The sequence below is a fragment of the Acinetobacter sp. YH12105 genome (assembly GCF_013419095.1).
Lineage (GTDB): Bacteria > Pseudomonadota > Gammaproteobacteria > Pseudomonadales > Moraxellaceae > Acinetobacter > Acinetobacter pseudolwoffii.
Window position 1 is genome coordinate 1 of sequence record NZ_VPAU01000042.1, and the last position, 2,747, is coordinate 2,747.

Here is a 2,747-nt window from a genome sequence, read left to right on the forward strand (position 1 = left end):
TGCAAGGCGAACGAGGGGAAGTGAAACATCTCAGTACCCTTAGGAAAAGAAATCAATTGAGATTCCCTCAGTAGCGGCGAGCGAAAGGGGAAGAGCCCATTAAGTCATATAAGTTCTAGTGGAACGCTCTGGGAAGTGCGACCGTAGACGGTGATAGTCCTGTACACGAAAGGGCTTATATGATGATGTCGAGTAGGGCGAGGCACGTGAAACCTTGTCTGAATATGGGGGGACCATCCTCCAAGGCTAAATACTCCTGACTGACCGATAGTGAACCAGTACCGTGAGGGAAAGGCGAAAAGAACCCCTGTGAGGGGAGTGAAATAGATCCTGAAACCGCATGCATACAAGCAGTGGGAGCCGACTTGTTCGGTGACTGCGTACCTTTTGTATAATGGGTCAGCGACTTATATTCAGTAGCGAGGTTAACCGAATAGGGGAGCCGTAGGGAAACCGAGTCTTAATAGGGCGCATTAGTTGCTGGGTATAGACCCGAAACCAGGTGATCTATCCATGAGCAGGTTGAAGGTTGGGTAACACTAACTGGAGGACCGAACCCACTGTCGTTGAAAAGCCAGGGGATGACTTGTGGATAGGGGTGAAAGGCTAATCAAACTTGGTGATAGCTGGTTCTCCCCGAAAGCTATTTAGGTAGCGCCTCGGACGAATACCATTGGGGGTAGAGCACTGTTTCGGCTAGGGGGTCATCCCGACTTACCAAACCGATGCAAACTCCGAATACCAATGAGTACTATCCGGGAGACAGACTGCGGGTGCTAACGTCCGTAGTCAAGAGGAAAACAATCCAGACCGCCAGCTAAGGCCCCAAAATTATAGTTAAGTGGGAAACGATGTGGGAAGGCATAGACAGCTAGGAGGTTGGCTTAGAAGCAGCCACCCTTTAAAGAAAGCGTAATAGCTCACTAGTCGAGTCGGCCTGCGCGGAAGATGTAACGGGGCTAAAACTATATGCCGAAGCTGCGGATGCATAATTTATTATGCGTGGTAGGGGAGCGTTCTGTAAGCCGATGAAGGTGGATTGAGAAGTCTGCTGGAGGTATCAGAAGTGCGAATGCTGACGTGAGTAACGACAATGCGAGTGAAAAACTCGCACGCTGAAAGACCAAGGGTTCCAGTCCAACGTTAATCGGGGCTGGGTGAGTCGACCCCTAAGGCGAGGCCGAGAGGCGTAGTCGATGGGAAATTGGTTAATATTCCAATACTTCTGTGTAATGCGATGAGAGGACGGAGAAGGTTAAGTCAGCCTGGCGTTGGTTGTCCAGGTGAAAGGTTGTAGGCATGCATCTTAGGCAAATCCGGGGTGCTCTATGCTGAGAACTGATAGCAAGCTGTACTTGTACAGTGAAGTGGCTGATACCATGCTTCCAGGAAAAGTCTCTAAGCTTCAGTTACACAGGAATCGTACCCGAAACCGACACAGGTGGTCAGGTCGAGTAGACCAAAGCGCTTGAGAGAACTCTGCTGAAGGAACTAGGCAAAATGGTACCGTAACTTCGGGAGAAGGTACGCTGCTTTTGGTGATGGAACTTGCTTCCTGAGCTGAGAGCAGCCACAGAAACCAGGCCCCTGCAACTGTTTATTAAAAACATAGCACTCTGCAAACACGAAAGTGGACGTATAGGGTGTGATGCCTGCCCGGTGCTGGAAGGTTAATTGATGGGGTTAGCGTAAGCGAAGCTCTTGATCGAAGCCCCAGTAAACGGCGGCCGTAACTATAACGGTCCTAAGGTAGCGAAATTCCTTGTCGGGTAAGTTCCGACCTGCACGAATGGCATAATGATGGGGGCGCTGTCTCCAGCAGAGACTCAGTGAAATCGAATTCGCCGTGAAGATGCGGTGTACCCGCGGCTAGACGGAAAGACCCCGTGAACCTTTACTGCAGCTTGACATTGAACTTTGATCTTACTTGTGTAGGATAGGTGGGAGGCTTTGAAACCGAGACGCTAGTTTCGGTGGAGCCAATCTTGAAATACCACCCTGGTAATATTGAGGTTCTAACTCTGTCCCGTTATCCGGGACGAGGACCATGTCTGGTGGGTAGTTTGACTGGGGCGGTCTCCTCCTAAAGAGTAACGGAGGAGTACGAAGGTGCGCTCAGCGTGGTCGGAAATCACGCGTAGAGTATAAAGGCAAAAGCGCGCTTAACTGCGAGACCCACAAGTCGAGCAGGTACGAAAGTAGGTCTTAGTGATCCGGTGGTTCTGTATGGAAGGGCCATCGCTCAACGGATAAAAGGTACTCTGGGGATAACAGGCTGATACCGCCCAAGAGTTCATATCGACGGCGGTGTTTGGCACCTCGATGTCGGCTCATCTCATCCTGGGGCTGAAGCAGGTCCCAAGGGTATGGCTGTTCGCCATTTAAAGAGGTACGCGAGCTGGGTTTAGAACGTCGTGAGACAGTTCGGTCCCTATCTACCGTGGGCGTTGGAAATTTGAGAGGATCTGCTCCTAGTACGAGAGGACCAGAGTGGACGAACCTCTGGTGTACCGGTTGTGACGCCAGTCGCATCGCCGGGTAGCTATGTTCGGAAGGGATAACCGCTGAAAGCATCTAAGCGGGAAGCCTACCTCAAGATAAGATTTCCCTAGGACTTTATGTCCTCTAAAGAGCCGTTGAAGACTACGACGTTGATAGGTTGGATGTGGAAGCATAGTGATATGTGAAGCTGACCAATACTAATTGCTCGTGAGGCTTGACTATACAACACCCAAACAGTTGTTGTA

Annotated in this window: 1 rRNA gene; it reads left to right on the forward strand. The window is 50.5% G+C overall.

Going from position 1 to position 2,747, the window contains the following annotated elements:
* A 23S ribosomal RNA gene (locus FTU44_RS14955) occupies nucleotides 1-2,724 on the forward strand; the annotation flags it as partial.
* Nucleotides 2,725-2,747 lie beyond the last annotated feature (23 nt).